This window comes from Streptomyces sp. CA-288835 (assembly GCF_050936385.1).
GTDB lineage: Bacteria > Actinomycetota > Actinomycetes > Streptomycetales > Streptomycetaceae > Streptomyces.
In genome coordinates this window covers 6,455,038-6,472,489 of record NZ_JBNJMW010000001.1, presented here as the reverse complement: position 1 = coordinate 6,472,489, position 17,452 = coordinate 6,455,038, and the positions used below count along the sequence as shown (strand labels likewise).

Genomic DNA, 17,452 nt, shown 5'->3' with positions numbered 1-17,452 from the left:
AACATGACATCTGTCGGCTTCGGTATCGGCATAGGCATCGGCGGATTCATCAGCGCTCTTCTCGTGAAGCCCGTCGGTGACGACGGACTGATCGAACAGTCGACGGTCGGGCGGCGGGACACCGCGGGGCGCACGAGTTTTGTCCGCATTTATGCGGACCGGACCCGGAACCGCCCTGGTTTTGCTCCCCCCGCCGAAGCTTAGGAAGGTCAGCGCAGCACGACCTTGAACCACAGCGGCATCAGGACGGAACATCCGCGCCACGAGACAACGTTGTCGGGGTGCATGGAGGTAGACGATGAACAACGCTGCACCGAAGACCGAGGGGTCGCGCGGGGCGTTCTTACTGGACTCGACCCGCGCGGGCGCCGGGCCGCGCGGGTTCGAGGCCTTACGGCGCGCATGGGAGACGCAGATCGGCGATGTCTTCCGGCTGCCGAGCTTCAGTCCGGCCACGATCGGTGACCTCCGGGTCAAGGGCCGCGCCGCCAAGGTGCGCGACGTGGCCATCTCTGATGTCCGCAGCACGTCGGCCCTGTCGGGCACCCCGGGTGACGATCACGATGCGGTGGTGATGCACGTGGTGCGGCGTGGCAGATGGACGTTGGACGACCTGTCAGATCGCGGCGAACACACGGTTTCCGCCGGGCAGTTCCGCATCCGGCACTTCGGACGCCCCTATGCGTTCGAGACGGCGCCGCATACGACGACGAAGATCCTCGCTCTGCCCGCCGCAAGGCTCAGCCCCGTACTCGGGAACCGGGTCATCACCGGGCCTGCGGACTCACCCGAGGTGCGCCTGCTGGTGGCCCACACGAACATGGTCCACGCGACCATCGCCGACCTCGGCCCGGCCGGTGTGCACGCCGCTCACAGCGCCCTGATCGAGCTGGCCAAGGCGGTGATGCAGGGGCAATTCGACGATGCGGAGCCCCGGTTGGCCCCCGCACTCGCCCAGGCCGCGAAGGACCTGGCCAACAGCCACCTCGCCGACCCCGAACTGTCGCCGGCAATGTTGGCACGTCAACTCAACGTCTCCGTACGGACCTTGCAGCGGGCGTTCGCCGCGTCGGGAGAGTCGGTGTCCGCCTACATCCGCCAACGGCGGCTGGAAGAAGCCCGCCTCGCCCTCACCACCCCGTCCGGCCGGTGGACCATCTCCGAACTCGCCGCCCACTGGCACTTCTCCGACAGCAGCCACTTCATCCGCGCCTTCAAGAAGCAGTACGGCCAGACACCCGCCGAATACGCAGCCACGACCAGGCCCTGACGGTCACCTGTCGGCCGGCCACGCACCCGGCACCCCCTGTCCTCTTTCGCCACCGCGCTACAGCTCAGCCTCGCCCCACAAAGTCACCCGCACCTCGTCGCCCACGGACAGCTTCCCCGGCCGGAGTACGGCGTACTTGGTGCCGAAGGCCACGCCGCCCCCGCCCGAGGCGGCTCGGCGGTAGCTCGCGAGGGTGCGGAGGGGTTCAGGGCCGGTCCTCGTACCGGTTTCCTGGTCGACCAGAGTGACGGCGCAGCGGATGGCGAGCTTGGTGTAGCCGAGTTCCGTATCGGCGATGGCGATCCGGCGGACGCGGTCCTCGGTGTGGGGGTCGTCCCAGCCGCCGATGACGATGTTCGGGCGGAAACGGTCCATGGGGAGCGCATCGCCGCCGCTCTCGGTCAGCCGTCCGTTCAGCAGGTCGAGGGTCGACCGTGACAGGACGTGGACGGCGCTGCTGTCGGCGTAACCGGAGGTGCCGGGGACCTGCCCGTCGGTGACTCGGTCATGCTCGGGCGGTACGCGTACCAGACGGCTCGGCGCACCGAGAACCTCGGACAGCCACGCGGCGGCTTCGTCGCCCTGATCGATCCCCGTGAACGGCGCACCGAACAGGTCCACGTCCCGGCGCGGGCCAGATGCGTCGACGCCGATGTCCAACGCGTACGGGTGACCGGGGGCGCGGAGGCTGAGCCGTTCCCCGTCGGGGCTGATCCCGGGGCGGATCAACGCCAGCCGCGGCCAGCGCCGTTGCGTCCGGTACACGCCTTCCTCGCTGGTGACCATGAAGCTCCGGTCGTGCGCAAGCCCCGCGGACGTCAGCACCGCGTCATGCGCCGAGACGCCGGCGCATCCCTTGATTGGGTAGTACGACAGTTCTACGACTCTGGCCACGCGCTCCCCTTATCTCGTACGCCGTTCATGCCGTACGTCATTCACGCCGTACGTCATTCATTCAGCGCCCCGTGCCAGAAAGCCCCGCACCGCTTCGTACAGCCTCTCCGGCTGATCCAAGTGCACGTCATGCCCCGCGTCCTCGATGACCGCGGTCTCGATCGTCGTCGACGCCGACGCCGACACCGGGCGTCGGGTTCGCATCTCCGCCATCTCCGATGCCGGCATCGTGCCTTGTGCACCGCGTATGACGAAGGTGGGGCAGCGGACTTGTTCCCACTCGGCCCAGTACGAGCGCTGGGCGAGCTCCGCCACCGCGGCCACCATCATGTCCTTGTCCACGAAGGGCACCGGGGACTTGTCCAGCCAACTGGCTATCTCCGTCGGCAGGTTGCGGTTCGGGCCGGACGGGCCCGCCTCGATCAGGATCAGGGTGTCGATGAGGTGCGGGTGGGCCGCCGCGGTGAGGAACGCCGTGTGGCCGCCCAATGACTGGCCCACCAGCGTTACCGGGGCCAGGGACAGGTGCTCGATCACGGCCACAGCGTCCGCCACGTTGGACGCTCTCGTCATGTCCCGTGGGCGGCGCGTACTGGCGGCGTGGCCTCGGGCGTCGTACCTCACCACCCGGTGGCCGTCCACCAGGAGTCGCGCCGCCAGGTCGTCCCACTCCCCCATGTGGCCTGCCAGCCCGTGCAGGAGGAGGAGTGGGGGTGACGGGCTTGACGGGCTGGAGCCGCTTTGGGTGTCGCTGTACGCGATGCGGGTGCCGTCGGGGGTGGTGACGTGGCCGTCCGCCCATGCATCCCTGGGTGAGTCCATCACCGGCATGCACTCCCCCGTCCACTCGCTCCCCAGCGAGTCTGCGCGTGCCCCCTCCGCGTCAACAACTCATTTAGCGGGGCGCCAGCTCAGCTCGGCCGAACAACAAGGCGTACCCCGGCGGAAGTTGGCGCAGGATGCGGACCACGAGGTCGTCGCCCACCGTTGTCGCGAGGACGCTCAGTACTGAGCTGACGTCCCAGCGGGCCGTTGCCGGGGTCGCTCCCTCGATGCGGGCGGCTACGTTGTCCACGAACTCGGCTGCCGTGAGCTGTCGGGTGGCCGGGATCTGGGAGGCGATGACGGTGGCCGCCTCCTCGGGCAGGCGGCGCGCCAGGTCGACGCGTTCGTCGCCGATCACATGGCCGCCGAGGGCGGACAGCACGATGCGGGTGACGCGTTCGGCCTCCGCCGTGGTGGTGTACTGGCCGGATTCCCGTACGGCGTCGATCAGGCGATCCCAGCCGGTCGTGGTCGCGGTTCTCGCCGTCCCGGTCGGTCCCGTCGGTCCCTTCGGCCTGGTCATGGTCGTCCCCATCGATCCCGTCGATCCCATCGATCCCGTCGATCCGGTCGATCCCGTCGATCCGGTCGATCCCGTCGATCCGGTCGATCGCGTCGGCCTCGTCGTCACGGTCGTCATGGTCGTCCCCCTCGTCACGCCTACTTGTCCTCCGTCTCGTCTCAGGGCATGGGCTCCGCCCCGCGGGCGAACCCACGGGGCGGTACGGCCCGCGGCCGTCGCGTTCTGTCAGTTGCCGTCAGTTGCCGTCTGCTGCGGTCAGTTGCCGTCGGCTGCTCAGCCAGCCGGTCAGTCGGCCGCTCAGCTCTTCAGCTGCTTCCGGGAGCTGCCGCCGGAGATCTCGATCCGGCGCGGCTTGGCCTGCTCGGCCACGGGGATGCGCAGGGTCAGGACCCCGGCGTCGTACGAGGCGTCGATGCGCTCCGTGTCGAGGGTTTCGCCGAGGAAGAGCTGGCGGGTGAACGTACCGGTCGGGCGCTCCGTGACGACCGTTTCGGCGCCCTCGGGGGCGGGGGAACGGCGCTCGGCGCGTACGTTCAGCACGTTCCGTTCGACGTCCAGGTCGATCGACTCGGGGTCGATGCCGGGGAGGTCGAAGTGGACGATGAAGTCGTCACCGGACCGGTAGGCGTCCATCGGCATCGCCGCGGGGCGTGCCGAGCTGAAGACCTGCTGGGCGAGCCGGTCGAACTCGCGGAAGGGGTCGGTGCGCATGAGCATCACGGGTCGCTCCTTTCCTGCGGTGGCTGGGTGCGATGCCCTACGACTTCTTATATAACTCCCCGGAGGAAAGTTGACAAGCCCCGACTCAGTCTGAGGCCTGCGGCGCTCTGACCTGCAAGCCCTCCATCAGTTCACGTCCACCGCCGCGCCCTGGAACGCCCTCCGGTACGCCTGCGGACTCGTACCCACCACCCTCTTGAAGCGGTCCCGGAACGCCGTCGGGGAGCCGAAACCCGCCTGCGCGGCGATCCGCTCGACGGGATGCGTGGTGTTCTCCAGGAGGTACTGGGCCCGGCGCACCCGTGCGCGGTGCAGCCACTGCAGCGGCGTCGTGCCGGTCTGCTCGCGGAAGCGGCGGTTGAGGGTGCGGGCGCTGGTGCCCGCGTGGGCGGCGATGTCGTCGAGGGTCAGGTCGTGCTCGGCGTTCTCCTCCAGCCAGCTCAGGAGGGGTTCCAGCGCGCCGCCGGCCGGGGCAGGGGGCTGCGCGTGGACGATGAACTGGGCCTGGCCGCCCTCCCGTTCGAGGGGCATGACGGCGAGGCGGGCCGCGTCCGCGGCGACGGCCGAACCGTAGTCCTTGCGGATCATGTGCAGGCACATGTCGAGGGCGGCGGCGGAGCCGGCCGAGGTGAGGAACTGGCCGTTGTCCACGTACAGGACGTTGGCGTCGACCTCCACGTCCGGGTACAGGTCCGCCAAGTGCGGGGCGGCCAGCCAGTGCGTGGTCGCCCGCAGCCCGTCCAGGAGCCCGGTCGCGGCGAGGATGAACGCGCCCACGCAGACGGAGGCGATCCGGGTGCCGTTCGCGGCGGCCTCGCGCAGCGCCTCCCGTACGCCGGGCGGCAGCGGGACGGTGGGGTCGGCGGTGCCGGGCAGGATGATCGTGTCGGCCTCGGCCAGCGCCTCCAATCCGTACGGCGCCCGCAACGTGAACGAGACCGCGTGCACCGACCCGGATGAGGCGACCGCGCTCACCTCCTCCTGCGGCGCGCAGACCCGCACCCGGTACGCGTCCCGGCCGTCGGGCAACCGGGCGCGCGCGAAGGTGTCGATCGGCGCGGAGAGGTCGAAGGGGATGACCTGATCGAGGGCGAGTACGGCCATGGTGTGCATGGCGAAAGGGTAGGCGGGGCACGGGAATTGGCCAACGGGAGGAGCAGCTGCCAGCCCCCTGTTCAAGGTGCGTAGGCGATACAGAATCCCTGCTGATCAGCGCGTGGAGAGGTGTGGCGAGAATCCGTTGACCCCTGGCAATATCGCCACTTCTCGATGATCCCGTACGCCGCCTACCGTCCTGCCGTGACCAAGTTCCTTCTCTCCGTCCACGTCCTCGCCGCGATCGTCGCCATCGGGCCCGTCACCGTGGCCGCCAGCATGTTCCCGCCCGCCGCACGCCGGGCACTCGCCGAGCCGGGCGACCCGCGGGCGCTGGAGACCGTACGTCTGCTGCACCGGATCTGCCGCGTGTACGCCACCGTCGGCATCGCCGTCCCCGTCTTCGGCTTCGCCACAGGCAGCAGCATGGGCGTACTGGGCGACGCCTGGCTGATCGTCTCGATCGCCCTCACCACGCTCGCGGCCGCCGCCCTCATCGCCCTGGTCCTGCCGCGACAGGAGGCACTCCTCGAAGCGGCGGAGGCCGGCGAAACCGCCGGGGCCGACACCGAGACGGCCGGGTCGGGCGAAGCGTCCACGGACGGCGGGGCGACCACCAAAACAACCCCCGACACCCGCGCCACTGCTCAACTCGCCATGTACACCGGCATCTTCAACCTGCTCTGGGCAACCGTCACCGTCCTCATGATCGTCCGCCCTGGCTCCACCACGGGAGCCTGACCCGGCAGCAACGCCTGCCCCGGACTGCCGGCTCAGCCGCGATGCCCGAGCACATTCACGACGCGCCCGCCCGGGTCCCGTACGAAGAAGCGCCGTACGCCCCACTCCTCGTCCCGGAGGTCTCGTACGATCTCGGCGCCCGACGCGACCACCTCGGCGTACACCGCGTCGACGTCCTCGACCTCGATGCTCAGGTCGGGGACGACCGGCGCGGTGGGCTCCTCGGTGATGAAGATGAGCTGCGCGGTGGGGTTGGAAGGGGAGGCGAGGGTCATGACCCAGCCGAGATTCATGACCTCCTCGAGCCCCAACCGGCCGTAGAAATCACGGTTTTGGGCCATCGACTCCTCGGAGTCGGCCGGAAAGTCGGGGACGATCCTGCGGACGGTCATCGGCCCTGATCAGCTCCTCTCAGATCCACCCTGAGCTCTGCTGCCCAGGCCCTACTCCTCATGCCCCGCGACCGCTCCCCTGAACGTCGCCCGGTACGCCCCCGGTGACACCCCCAGCGCCGTGTGGAAGTGCTGCCGGAGGGACGCGGCCGTGCCGAAGCCTGCCTCCGCCGCGATGCGGTCGACGGTGTGGTCCGTCTGTTCCAGCAGTTCGCGTGCGCGGTCGACGCGGCGTTGGGTGAGCCACTGCATGGGTGTGAGGCCGGTTTCCTCGCGGAAGCGGCGGTTGTACGTGCGAACGCTCATGGCGTCCTGCGCGGCCAGGTCGCGCAGAGTGAGCGGGTCGCCCAGCCTGGCCAGCGCCCACGCGCGCGAGGCGGAGGTGGTCGAGCCCGTCAACTGGGCGTCCGGGACCGGGCGTTGGATGTACTGGGCCTGGCCGCCCTCCCGGTGCGGCGGTACGACGGTGCGGCGGGCCACGTTCGCCGCGATGGCGGCTCCGAAATCCCGGCGGATCATGTGCAGGCACAGGTCGATGCCGGCCGCCTCGCCCGCGGAGGTCAGTACGCGGCCCTCGTCGACGTACAGGACCCCGGGGTCCACGCTCACCGTGGGAAACGTACGCGCGAAGAGGTCCGTCGACATCCAGTGCGTGGTCGCCCGCAGGCCGTCGAGGAGTCCGGCCGCGGCGAGGACGAACGCGCCGGTGCAGATGGAGGCGATACGCGCGCCCCGAGCGCGGTCCAGCGCTTCGGCCAGTTCCGCGCTCAGGCCGCCGGGTTTCAGGTACTCGTCCTCCTCGTGGGACGACGGGACGATCACCGTGTCGGCGGTCGCGAGGGCCTCCGGGCCGTGGGGCGCGTAGATGGGGAAGTCCGCGTCCGTACGGATCATGCCGGGCGTGACGGCGCAGGTTAGGAGCGTGTAGAGCGGCCGGCCGGAGCGTGAGGTCGCGTTGCCGAAGAGCTGGTGGGCCAGGCCCAGCTCCATCGGGAGGACGCCGTCCCGGACGAGGACGGCCACTCGGTGCGTTGCTGCGCTTTCTACCTCCACCGCCATGGCCAGATTCTTGCACATCATGGCCATCTGGCCACTCGTTGCGACGCCCCCGAAAACGGAGGCTCGACGTCATGACCACGAACACGACCCGGACCTCGAAACGCACCCAGACCTCGCCCCGAACCCGGAACCGCACCCCCTGGATCGTCGCCACCGCCGCGGCCCTCGCCATCGTCACCGCCGGGGCCTTCACCACCCTCGCGGGGCTGCTCGTCGGGCCGTTGCACGAGGAGTTCGGGTGGTCGCGGGGCGCGATCGGGCTCGGGACGTTTGTGAGCATGGGGTTGTACGGGGCTACGGCGCCGTTCGCGGCCGCGCTGATGGACCGGTTCGGGATGCGACGGGTCGCGAGCACCGCTCTCGCGCTTGTCGCGGCGGGTGCCGGGCTGACCACGACGATGACCGCGTCCGGCCAATTCGTTCTGTACTGGGGCGTGTTGGTGGGGCTCGGTACGGGTGCCACGGCGACGGCGTTCGCGGCGACGGTCACCGAGCGGTGGTTCGTGGCGCGGCGCGGGCTGGTCACGGGGTTGCTGACGGCGGCCAGCGTGGTGGGGCAGTTCGTGTTCCTGCCGGTGCTGTCGGAGGTGATCGACGCGTACGGCTGGCGGGCCGCCGCGCTGGCCCTGGCCGTGGCGGCGACGGGCGCCCTGCCCCTCGTATGGCTGCTGCTGCGGGACCATCCGGCGGACGTCAACCAACCTCCGTACGGGGCACGGGAGTTCGTACCCAAGCCCGCACCGGTCCCAGGAGCCGCCCGCCGCGCCTTCCGCGTTCTCGCCGACTCTGCCCGCACGGCGCCCTTCTGGCTTCTCGCCGGCACCTTCGCCGTCTGCGGGGCCTCCACCAACGGCGTCATGTGGACCCACTTCGCGCCCGCCGCACACGACCACGGGATGCCGGTGACCGTCGCCGCCTCGCTGCTGTCGCTCATCGGGATCTTCAACGTGGCCGGGACGGTCGGCTCCGGGCTGCTGACCGACCGCCTCGACGCACGCCGGCTGCTCGCCGCGTACTACGCCCTGCGCGGCCTCACCCTCCTCGCGCTGCCGCTGCTCTTCACCGCGACGGTCGGCCCGCCGATCGTCACCTTCGTCATCGTCTTCGGGCTGCTCGACGTGGCGACGGTCCCGCCGACGCTGGCCCTGTGCCGCGCGCACTACGGCTCCGACGCACCGGTCGTCTTCGGCTGGGTCAACGCCGCCCACCAACTGGGCGCCGGACTCGTCGCCTTCCTCGGCGGCGCGGCCCGGGACGCCTTCGGTTCGTACGACCTGGTGTGGGTGGCGGCGGGGGCGCTGTGCGCGATGGGCGCGCTGCTGGCACTCACGATCAGGTGGCCGGCCCAGGACGAACTGACCACCGCGGTCTAGGAGCCGTACCGGACCGCCGTCCCCTGAGCCAGCCCCGTGGTCGCTGTCAGCGGACGGGCGATGTCCTCCAGGGAGCGCCGCTCGGCCCGTATCGCCAGTGCCGCCGCCACGAGCCCCGCCGCGCACATCAGGGCGGCGCCGATCTGGAAGGCGAGGACGGTGTCGGCGACGACGCCCGACTCGGTCAGCTTGGCGAAGAGCAGGGGGCCGCTGATGCCGCCGGCCGCGGTGCCGATGGCGTAGAAGAAGGCGATGGCCATGGCGCGGGTCTCCATCGGGAAGACCTCGGAGACCGTGAGGTACGCACTGGACGCGCCCGCCGAGGCGAAGAACAGCACCACGCACCAGCAGGCCGTCAGAGTCGTCGCGCTGAGCGAGCCCCGGTCGAAGAGCCAGGCCGTGCCGAACAGCAGCAGACCCGAGAGCAGGTACGTCGACGAGATCATCACCCGGCGGCCGACGGTGTCGAAGAGCTTGCCGAGCAGGAGCGGGCCGAGGAAGTTGCCGGCCGCGATGACGGCGAAGTAGTAGCCGGTGTCGGAGGTCGAGACGTCGAAGAACGTGGTGAGGATGGCGCCGAAGCCGAAGGTGATCGCGTTGTAGAGGAACGCCTGGCCGATGAAGAGGGAGAAGCCGAGCACGGCGCGCCGGCGGTACTGGGAGAAGACCGTACGGGCGATGGTGCCGAAGCCGATGCTCTCGCGCTGGCGGATGGTGATCTCCCCTGCGGGGCGCGGGAGTTCGCGGCGGCCGGTGTGCTCCTCGTACTCCTCGGCGACCTGCTCCTCCACCGAGGAGACCAGCCGTTCCGCCTCCTCTTCCCTGCCGTGGATGAGCAGCCAGCGTGGGCTTTCGGGGACGTTGCGGCGGACGAGGAGGATGACCAGGCCGAGGACGACGCCGAGGGCGAAGGTGAGGCGCCAGCCGACGTTGATGGCGAACAGGTCCGTGTTCAGCGCGACGATCGACAGCAGGGAGCCGCCGATCGCGCCGAGCCAGAAGCTGCCGTTGATGATCAGGTCGACCCGGCCGCGGTACTGCGACGGGATCAGCTCGTCGATCGCCGAGTTGATCGCCGCGTACTCTCCGCCGATACCGAAACCGGTGAGGAACCGGAAGGCGAAGAACCACCACGAGTGGAAGGAGACCGAGGTCAGGGCCGTGGCGCCCAGATAGACGGCCAGCGTCACCATGAACAGCTTCTTGCGGCCGAACAGGTCGGTGAGCCGGCCGAAGAACAGCGCGCCCGCGCAGGCCCCGGCGACGTAGAGGGCGGCGGCGATGCCGGTGACCTGCGCGGAGGAGATCGGCAGTCCGCTGCCCTCCTCCGAGAGGCGCCCGGCGATGTTGCCGACGACGGTGACCTCGAGCCCGTCGAGGATCCAGACCGTGCCGAGGCCGATCACCACCGTCCAGTGCCACCGTGACCAGGGGAGGCGGTCGAGGCGGGCAGGGATGGCCGTGGTGACGGTGTTGCTGCTGGCCTGTGGCGCGGTGGCGGACATGGGCTCGGGCTCCCTCCTCGTCGAGCGAACCCGGAACGGGTCCCCGAGGAGGGAGGGGTTACGCCCCCCGAACCAACGCCCAGTTGAGGCCTGTTACGCCCCCAGCGCCCGCGACACCGTATAGATGACCAGCCCCGCCAGCGAGCCCACCACCGTGCCGTTGATCCGGATGAACTGGAGGTCGCGGCCGATGTGTGCCTCGATCTTGCGGGTGGTGTGCTCGGGGTCCCAGCTCGCGACGGTGTCCGTGATGAGGGAGGTGATCTCGTCGCGGTACGTCGTCACCACGTACACCGCCGCGTCCTCGACCCAGCCGTCGATCTTCGACTGGAGGCTCGGCTCGGTGGACATCCGCTGGCCGAGCGACAGCAGCGAGGCCCGTACGCGCAGCCGCAGTTCGCTGCGCTCGTCCTCGGCGGCGGACACGATCATCTGCCGTACGGAGGACCAGGCGGAGGCGATGATGTCCTGCACCTCGCCACGGCCGAGGACCTCGCGCTTGAGGTTCTCCACACGGCCCCGGGTGTCGGTATCGGACTGCAGGTCGGCGGCGAAGTCGGTGAGGAAACGGTCGAGGGCGCCACGGGCCGGGTGGGCGGGCATGTCGCGCATCTCGGTGACGAAGCGCAGCAGTTCCTTGTAGACGCGCTCGCCGACCCGCTTGTCGACGAACCGCGGGGTCCAGCCGGGGGCGCCGCCCTGCACGGCGTCCATCACCTGGTCGTTGTGCAGGACGAGCCAGTCGTGGGCGCGTACGCAGATCAGGTCGACGGCACGTTTGTGGCCGCCTTGGGCGACGATGCCCTCCAGCATCTTCCCGATGCGCGGGGCGATCTCCGCCGAGTCGGCCCGCCGGTTGATCGCCTCCCCCACGATGGCCTGCACATCGGAGTCGCGCAGCACGGCGAGGGCGCCCCGCAGCGCGGTGGACAGTTCCGCGGTGACCCGGTCGGCGTGCTCCGGTTCGGCGAGCCAGGCGCCGAGGCGGCTGCCGATGCCGACGGCGCGCAGTCGTTGCCGTACGACCTCGTGCGACAGGAAGTTCTCGCCGACGAACTCGCCCAGGGAGATGCCCAGTTGGTCCTTCTTGGTCGGAATGATCGCGGTGTGCGGGATGCGCAGCCCGAGGGGATGGCGGAACAGGGCGGTGACGGCGAACCAGTCGGCGAGCGCGCCGACCATGCCCGCCTCGGCCGCCGCCGCGACATACCCGGCCCAGGCACCGGCGCCCGCGTGGGACGCCCATTTGGCGAGTACGTAGATGACGGCGACCAGGAGCAACATGCCGGTGGCCGTGATCTTCATCCGGCGGACGCCGCGGCGCTTCTCCTCGTCGGCGGCGCTGTAGACGCCCATGGCCCGGTTGCTGGTCCGGCCGCCGGTCGTCCCCTTACCGGTCCGGTTAGGGGCGCGGACCGGCTGGGCACTCGGCCCTATGAGCCCGTCACGCTCGACTTCATCCGCTTTCGTACGTTCCATCCACTCCACCGTTCGCAGAACCCGTACCCATTGTCGCTTTCCTGTGCTCCTTTCCCGCGACCGTCCCGATCGTGCTCCCCTCGGATCGGACGTGCTCCCCTCGGACTCGTCGGCGGCTTCGCGCGGCCGCCCGGCCGGACCCCTGGCCGAACCGCCGACCGAACCCCCGAACGAACTCCTGACCGCTCATGGCCGGATTTCCACCGACTTCTGACTGACTTCCGATGACTCCTCCCTTCCTGACCGACTCCTGGAACGGAACAGGAGTTCCCTGCGTCTTCGTTCGGGGGTGCGAGACAGGGCCGGGGGGCCTGTCGGATTCCTCCCCTGCCATGCCTCATCATGAGGTGATCACACCGGAGCCTCGGGCTCCCATTGCCCATAGGAGACCTGCACCGCATGACCAAGCGCCACGGTTGTGCCCTGCTGTCGGCGATCCTCGCCATGATCATGGCCGTTTCCGCGGCCATCTACGTCGGAGTCGGCTTCGACGACGGCGCCGCCCGGGACACGCTGGCGGGCGGACGGGGCCCGCACAACAACCCGGCGGCTCCTGCCTCCGCCGGCGTCTGGGTCGGCACCTGGTCGACGGCCCCGGCCGGTGCCGAACCGGGCACCGAGAGGCACGGCATGGCCGGCCGTTCCGTACGCAACGTCGTGCACGCGGGCGTGGGGGGCACCGCGGCCCGTGTCACCCTGTCGAACCTGTACGGGCAGCAGCCGCTCACCATCACGCACGCCTCGATCGCCGTGGCCGCCACCGCGAACAACGCCGCCGCTGCCGCCGACACCATGCGCCGGCTGACCTTCGGCGGCAGCCCCTCGGTGATAGTGCCGCCCGGGCAGCAGGTCGTCAGCGACGCGGCGCGGCTGGTGATCCCGCACGACACGGACATCCTGGTGACCACGTACTCGCCCACGCCGTCCGGGCCGGTCACCTACCACCCGACGGCGCGGCAGATCTCGTACACCGCGGAGGGCGACCGCACGGAGGACGTCACCGGGGTGCCGTACGCCGCTCAGACGCGGGCCTGGCGCTATGTGACGGCGGTGGACGTGCTGAGCAACGAGTCGGAGGGCACGGTCGTCGTGATCGGCGACTCGCTCACCGACGGCGTGACCTCCAGCATGGGCGAGAACCGGCGCTGGACCGACGCCCTCGCCGACCGCCTGCGCAACCGCGCCCGCGACGACTCGGACGGCCCCCGCTACAGCGTCGTCAACCAGGGCATCAGCGGCAACCGCCTGCTGGCCGGGGGCGGAGGCCGCCCCGCCGGCAACCCGAGCGGCCTGAACCGCTTCGACCGCGACGTCCTCGGCCGCACCAACGTCAAGGCCGTAGTCATCGCCCTCGGCGTCAACGACATCCTGCGCACCCCGCACGTAACGGACGCCGACAAGATCACCACCGGCCTGCGCGAACTGACGCAACGGGCCCACGCCCGCGGCCTACGCGTCATCGGCGCCACCCTCATGCCCTTCCAGGGCCACCGCGGCTACCGCCCGAACCTCGAAGCCACCCGCCAGGCCGTCAACGCCCAGATCCGCTCGGGCGACATCTTCGACGACTACGTCGACTTCGACGAGGCCCTGAGGGACCCCTACAACCCACGCCGCCTCAACCCCCTGTACGACTCGGGCGACCATCTGCACCCGAGCGACCGGGGCTACGAGGAGATGGCGAAGAAGTTCGACTTGGACATGCTGAAGGGGGCGGCTCCGGCGGAGCTGTGAGGCAGGGCTCCAACTCCTGGCGCCTTCCAAAGTCCGGTGCGGTACCGCGCCCCTTAGGGGCGCGGGGAACTGCGCGACCAGCCACGACGGACCCGCAGCCGACATACCGCCTTCTGGGCCGAGCTCTTAGTCCCGCCCGCGGCGCCGCTCGTCACGTTCTTCGTGACGAGCCCGGCGCCGCTCGTCACGCTCCTCGGGACGAGCCGGCCGCCGCTCCTCCAGATGCTGACGCAGCAACTCCCGATGCTGCTCCATCGCATCCCGGTGGATGGACCGAGCCTCGTCCAGCGCGTCCCGGTGCGCGGAGGAGCCGACCTCCAGTTCCCCCTGCTCTCCTCGGCGGCCAGCCTTCCGCTCAAGCTTTTCCTGACGCCGAGCTTCCTTGATCCGCTGCCGCTCCGCGCGGGTCAGCTTCCGCTCAACACCAACGCCGCCCCAGAAGGCGAACCCCGTCACGATCACCCGAGGGGCCCCGGGATCGCCCCGTACACCCTCCTCGCGGTGGTCGAAGCCACCCATGATCCCGATGCCGCGCACGACGACCTCAACGCCAGGCGGCACAACCACCTGCATCCCACCCATGATCGCCACGCAGTTGATGACGACCTCGCGGTCAGCGAAATCCGCCTCGCGCAGATCAATCGTGCCGCCACCCCAGAACGCGAACGCGTTGAACCGCCTCGGCATGGTCCAGCGCCCCTTGCGCTCGAACCCCGACATGATCGCGACGCCCCACTGCGACGAACCCTCACCCCCGACGATCCGCCCCGCCCAGTCACCCGACCCGGACCCGGCGGGCTCCTTGACCATCGACACAGGGGACGGCGGCGTCACCCCGGCGGCAGGCAGATCGCGGGTGATCGGCGCCAATTCCCCGTACGTACGGGCCTTGTACGTCGCGTCGAGCCGTTCCTCGAATTCCTCCATGTCGAGGCGGCCCTCCGCGACGGCCTCCCTGAGCACTTCGGCGACTCGTTCACGATCGGTGTCTGACGCCCGCAATTCGGGGAGTTCTTCGGTCATATACCGAAGCCTACGAGCTTGCCTTCTCCGCGTACATGCGGCTGATGACGGCCTCGATGTCCGGTTCCCGTACCGAGAGGTCGACCAGCGGATACTCGGCGGCGATCCGCGCGACGAGCGGCGCCGCCGACGCCGAGGCCGGGAAGGCGAGCCACTGGCGGGGCCCGTCGATCTTCACCACGCGGGCCGGTTCGACCTCGATGGGCGGAAGTTCGCGTTCCAGGTCGACCACCAGGGTGCGTTCGCTGTCGCCGATCTCGTGGAGTCCGGTGAGCGGGCCGTCGTACATCATGCGCCCGTGGTCGATGACCATCACGCGCGAGCAGAGCTGCTCGATGTCGGAGAGGTCGTGGGTGGTGAGCAGCACGGTCGTCGACCGTTCGGTGTTCAACTCCCGCAGGAACTCCCGCACCCTCGCCTTGCTGATCACATCGAGCCCGATCGTCGGCTCGTCGAGGTAGAGCACCTCGGGGTCGTGCAGCAGCGCCGCCGCGATGTCGCCGCGCATCCGCTGCCCGAGCGAGAGCTGACGCACCGGGACGTCCAACAGGGCGCCCAAATCGAGGAGTTCGACAAGGCGGTCGAGGTTCTCGCGGTAACGGGCGTCCGGGATCCGGTACATGCGGTGCATCAGCTTGTACGAGTCGATCAGCGGGAGGTCCCACCACAGCGTCGTACGCTGCCCGAACACCACCCCGATGCGGTGCGCGAGCCGCGTCCGCTCGCGGGACGGGTCGATGCCGGCGACGCGCAGTCGGCCGCCGCTCGGCGTGAGGATCCCGGTCAGCATCTTGATCGTCGTCGACTTGCCCGCACCGTTCGGCCCGATGTAGCCGACCATCTCGCCGCGCGCCACGGTGAAGGAGATCGAGTCGACGGCGCGTACCTCATGCCGCTCCCGGCGCAGGAAGCCGGTCTTCTTGCGTACGTCGAAGACCTTCTCGACGCGGTCGAGCTCGATGAAACCGTCGGGCACTACACCCGTCACACCGTCTGTCACTGGCTATCTCCCTCTAGCTCCCTGTACTCCGGTACGAACGAAGCCCCGACCGCCACACCAAAGCCGCCACCGCGCAGCACACCCCGGCGGCGAGCGGCGACATGAACGTCACCCATGTCGGCAGGTCGAGCGGATACGGCCGCCCCAGTACGTAGGACGCGGGCAGCCAGTTGACGAAGGCGAGCGGCAGCACGAAGGTCACCCCGCGTACCAGGTCCTTCCCGAACAGCGTCGGGGGGTACTGCAGCAACGTGGTGCCGCCGTACGTGAACGCGTTCTGCACCTGGGCGGCGTCCTGCGCCAGGAACTGGAAAGCCGCGCCCGCAACGAAGATCGCCCCGAAGATCAACGCGCCGCTGACCAGCATCACCGGCACCAGCAACACCTTCGGCGCGGTCCAGTCGACGTCGACGGCGAACAGCGCCCAGCCCAGCACCAGCGACCCCTGGATGATCCGGCCGAACCGTCGCAGCGGGAACTGGTCTGCGGCGACCTGCGCGAGCACCGGTACGGGACGTACAAGCATCGTGTCGAACGACCCGTCGCGTATCCGGGTGCCCAGGACCTCCGACGAGCCGAGCAGCAGGTCCGTGATCCCGAACCCCGTCACGGAGAGGCCGTACAGGAAGGCCACCTCGGGCAGCGTCCAGCCGCCGAGCGAGTCGACCTGCGAGAACATCAGCAGAATCCCGATGAAGTCCAGCCCGGACAGCAGCAGGTTGCCGACGACCGTGACCACGAAGGAGGTGCGGTACGTCATGCCGGCCCGGATCCACATGCCGGCGATCAGCACGTAGGCCCGCAGACCGTCCGCGACCCCGGAGCCGGCCGTGGATGCCGGTATGGATGCCGCCATGGATGTCGTAGCGGCAGGGACCGTGGATTTCTCAGCCACCCTGCACCACCACCCTCCGCGTAGCCGCCGACTGCAGCAGCCGCCCCGCCGCCAGCAGCGCCACCCCCCACACCGCCTGGAATACGTACGCCCCGAGCGCGTCGGCCTCCCCCATCAGGACATCCGCCGGCATCTGGAGCTGCGCGGCCCACGGCAAGGCCTGGACCACGTCGCCGAGCGCGCCCGGGAAGGCGTTCAGCGGGAGTGTCATGCCCGAGCAGAAGATGCCGGTGACCATCAGGGCCTGCGTGACGCCCCTGCCGTCCATCAGCCAGAACACGCTCAGCGCCGCCAGATAGCGGATCCCGAAGCTGACGACCGCCGCGAGCAGCAGGGCGACCAGGAACGCCGCCCAGGTGCCGAAGTCCCGTGGCAGGGCCATCGGGAAGAACAGCGCGCCGAAGACGAACGGGATCACGCCCCGCCCTAAGAACTGGAACAGCATCCGCCCCAAGTCGCTTGCCAGCCACCACAGTTGGAGATCGGCAGGCCGGTACAGATCGATCGCGATCGCACCGGTGCGGATGCGCTCCATCAGCTCGATCTCGAAGCCCCCGCTCTGGATGGCCAGCGCCGCGAACAACGCCTGCCCCAGCCACACATAGGTCACGGCCTGCGCCTGGTCGTACCCGCCGAGATCCGGGCGCTCGTCCCACAGCGCCAGATACGTGTAGACGAGGATCACGCCGAAGACGGTGTTGGTGAACACCCCCGCCGCAGTGGCCACCCGGTACGTCGCGTACCGCCTGAAACTCCCCACCGCGACGGCCGCGTACAACCGCCCCGCGCCCACGACCACACCCCTCCCGCGCACCTGCCCGCCAGACACCGAAGCGCAGGAGCCTAGTCCCAGGGCCGTACCCCGTGCCACGCATTTTCTGTGACCAAACCGTGCGCCTCGTGCCGGGAACGCAACGCACGGTG

18 protein-coding genes are annotated in these 17,452 nt (G+C 69.8%); 5 read left to right on the top strand and 13 right to left on the bottom strand.

Features of this window, described 5'->3' with window-relative positions; translation table 11 throughout:
- The first annotated feature begins 3 nt into the window (after positions 1 to 3).
- Positions 4 to 204: a hypothetical protein gene (locus ACQEVY_RS29560; RefSeq protein ID WP_432952408.1), complete on the top strand. Its 201-nt coding sequence runs from the start codon at positions 4 to 6 to the stop codon at positions 202 to 204.
- Between the two features lie 94 nt (positions 205 to 298).
- Positions 299 to 1,270, top strand: a complete 972-nt coding sequence (locus tag ACQEVY_RS29555; RefSeq protein ID WP_432952407.1) for a helix-turn-helix domain-containing protein — start codon at positions 299 to 301, stop codon at positions 1,268 to 1,270.
- 57 nt (positions 1,271 to 1,327) lie between these two features.
- Here the strand turns inward: ACQEVY_RS29555 and ACQEVY_RS29550 are convergent, their stop codons facing one another.
- From ACQEVY_RS29550 to ACQEVY_RS29530, 5 genes are all read right to left on the bottom strand, one after another.
- The gene (locus tag ACQEVY_RS29550) at positions 1,328 to 2,164 is read right to left on the bottom strand and encodes an MOSC domain-containing protein (protein ID WP_432952406.1); all 837 of its coding nucleotides are present in this window, start codon (positions 2,162 to 2,164) and stop codon (positions 1,328 to 1,330) included.
- A 57-nt stretch (positions 2,165 to 2,221) separates the two neighbouring features.
- Positions 2,222 to 2,986, bottom strand: a complete 765-nt coding sequence (locus ACQEVY_RS29545; RefSeq protein WP_432952405.1) for an alpha/beta fold hydrolase — start codon at positions 2,984 to 2,986, stop codon at positions 2,222 to 2,224.
- 73 nt (positions 2,987 to 3,059) lie between these two features.
- Positions 3,060 to 3,512, bottom strand: a complete 453-nt coding sequence (locus tag ACQEVY_RS29540) for a DUF2267 domain-containing protein (protein ID WP_432952404.1) — start codon at positions 3,510 to 3,512, stop codon at positions 3,060 to 3,062.
- A gap of 297 nt (positions 3,513 to 3,809) precedes the next feature.
- Positions 3,810 to 4,229, bottom strand: coding sequence for an Hsp20/alpha crystallin family protein (locus ACQEVY_RS29535; protein WP_328774263.1), 420 nt, complete (start codon positions 4,227 to 4,229; stop codon positions 3,810 to 3,812).
- A 129-nt stretch (positions 4,230 to 4,358) separates the two neighbouring features.
- Positions 4,359 to 5,345, bottom strand: a complete 987-nt coding sequence (locus tag ACQEVY_RS29530) for a GlxA family transcriptional regulator (protein ID WP_432952403.1) — start codon at positions 5,343 to 5,345, stop codon at positions 4,359 to 4,361.
- Between the two features lie 186 nt (positions 5,346 to 5,531).
- Here ACQEVY_RS29530 and ACQEVY_RS29525 point away from each other — a divergent pair, with 186 nt between their 5' ends.
- Complete coding sequence (locus tag ACQEVY_RS29525; protein WP_432952402.1) at positions 5,532 to 6,068, top strand: DUF2269 family protein; 537 nt, start codon at positions 5,532 to 5,534, stop codon at positions 6,066 to 6,068.
- 32 nt (positions 6,069 to 6,100) lie between these two features.
- Here the strand turns inward: ACQEVY_RS29525 and ACQEVY_RS29520 are convergent, their stop codons facing one another.
- Together ACQEVY_RS29520 and ACQEVY_RS29515 are read right to left on the bottom strand one after the other, a co-directional pair.
- Positions 6,101 to 6,460, bottom strand: a complete 360-nt coding sequence (locus ACQEVY_RS29520) for a VOC family protein (RefSeq protein ID WP_432952401.1) — start codon at positions 6,458 to 6,460, stop codon at positions 6,101 to 6,103.
- A gap of 51 nt (positions 6,461 to 6,511) precedes the next feature.
- A complete protein-coding gene (locus ACQEVY_RS29515) occupies positions 6,512 to 7,519 on the bottom strand; it encodes a GlxA family transcriptional regulator (protein ID WP_432952400.1) in 1,008 nt (335 codons plus the stop codon).
- A gap of 71 nt (positions 7,520 to 7,590) precedes the next feature.
- Here ACQEVY_RS29515 and ACQEVY_RS29510 point away from each other — a divergent pair, with 71 nt between their 5' ends.
- Positions 7,591 to 8,892, top strand: a complete 1,302-nt coding sequence (locus ACQEVY_RS29510; protein WP_432952399.1) for an MFS transporter — start codon at positions 7,591 to 7,593, stop codon at positions 8,890 to 8,892.
- On the opposite strand, the gene ACQEVY_RS29505 is transcribed toward ACQEVY_RS29510, so the two are convergent.
- Positions 8,889 to 10,397, bottom strand: coding sequence for an MFS transporter (locus ACQEVY_RS29505; RefSeq protein ID WP_432952398.1), 1,509 nt, complete (start codon positions 10,395 to 10,397; stop codon positions 8,889 to 8,891). The genes ACQEVY_RS29510 and ACQEVY_RS29505 overlap by 4 nt on opposite strands.
- 93 nt (positions 10,398 to 10,490) lie before the next feature.
- Positions 10,491 to 11,876 (bottom strand): DUF445 domain-containing protein, encoded by a 1,386-nt coding sequence (locus ACQEVY_RS29500; protein ID WP_432952396.1) that lies wholly within the window; start codon positions 11,874 to 11,876, stop codon positions 10,491 to 10,493.
- A 399-nt stretch (positions 11,877 to 12,275) separates the two neighbouring features.
- Between ACQEVY_RS29500 and ACQEVY_RS29495 the strand changes: the two genes are divergently transcribed.
- On the top strand, positions 12,276 to 13,610 hold the full coding sequence (locus ACQEVY_RS29495; protein WP_432952395.1) for an SGNH/GDSL hydrolase family protein: 1,335 nt from the start codon (positions 12,276 to 12,278) through the stop codon (positions 13,608 to 13,610).
- A gap of 126 nt (positions 13,611 to 13,736) precedes the next feature.
- Here ACQEVY_RS29495 and ACQEVY_RS29490 read toward each other — a convergent pair whose 3' ends face one another.
- Genes ACQEVY_RS29490 through ACQEVY_RS29475 form a run of 4 tightly spaced genes read right to left on the bottom strand, consistent with a single transcriptional unit; the run spans position 13,737 to position 17,321 of the window.
- Positions 13,737 to 14,633 carry a DUF1707 SHOCT-like domain-containing protein gene (locus ACQEVY_RS29490; RefSeq protein WP_432952394.1) on the bottom strand — a complete coding sequence of 299 codons (897 nt, stop codon included), beginning with the start codon at positions 14,631 to 14,633 and terminating at the stop codon, positions 13,737 to 13,739.
- A 10-nt stretch (positions 14,634 to 14,643) separates the two neighbouring features.
- Positions 14,644 to 15,633 carry an ABC transporter ATP-binding protein gene (locus tag ACQEVY_RS29485; protein WP_432952393.1) on the bottom strand — a complete coding sequence of 330 codons (990 nt, stop codon included), beginning with the start codon at positions 15,631 to 15,633 and terminating at the stop codon, positions 14,644 to 14,646.
- 13 nt (positions 15,634 to 15,646) lie between these two features.
- Complete coding sequence (locus tag ACQEVY_RS29480; RefSeq protein ID WP_432955459.1) at positions 15,647 to 16,489, bottom strand: ABC transporter permease; 843 nt, start codon at positions 16,487 to 16,489, stop codon at positions 15,647 to 15,649.
- Positions 16,490 to 16,520: 31 nt separating this feature from the next.
- Complete coding sequence (locus tag ACQEVY_RS29475) at positions 16,521 to 17,321, bottom strand: ABC transporter permease (RefSeq protein ID WP_432952392.1); 801 nt, start codon at positions 17,319 to 17,321, stop codon at positions 16,521 to 16,523.
- Between the last annotated feature and the right edge of the window lie 131 nt (positions 17,322 to 17,452).